A 396-nucleotide genomic window follows, 5' to 3' on the forward strand; every position below is an offset into this window, starting at 1 on the left:
CCTTTAAATGTAGATAAAAGAGGCACGACATCGCACCGCCATTATCAAAAGGGGTGTCGTGCATCTGGTGGGTTGAAAAATGGACGTTGTTCGTTCGTCAGACTTTTGGGCAGGCTTTAAACCGCATGAGTTAAGATGTTGCCGTTGAGTCCCATGCGCTTCTTGATTACATTAAAGGCAACAAGGAAGCGTTTACATACTTCAAACCGCGATTGCGACTGACGTGTTGTTTCCAATTTTGAGGGGTCATTATCGTGTTCTTGAGTTTACGATAATGTTTTTTGCGAGCATTTTTTGATGGTGGTGGCGTGAGTTGACGGACTGATTGGGTGTGTTTTTGAACCGAAACGAAATGAACACCCTTCCAATAGAAAGGAAAGGGGAGGCGGTCAGTAA

General features: G+C 44.4%; 1 pseudogene. It reads right to left on the reverse strand.

Features of this window, described 5'->3' with window-relative positions:
* Positions 1–166 precede the first annotated feature (166 nt).
* Positions 167–396, reverse strand: a pseudogene (locus tag AB4653_RS28485) (hypothetical protein); the annotation flags it as partial.

It is taken from the genome of Vibrio sp. 10N.222.48.A3 (assembly GCF_041475345.1).
GTDB lineage: Bacteria > Pseudomonadota > Gammaproteobacteria > Enterobacterales > Vibrionaceae > Vibrio > Vibrio tasmaniensis_A.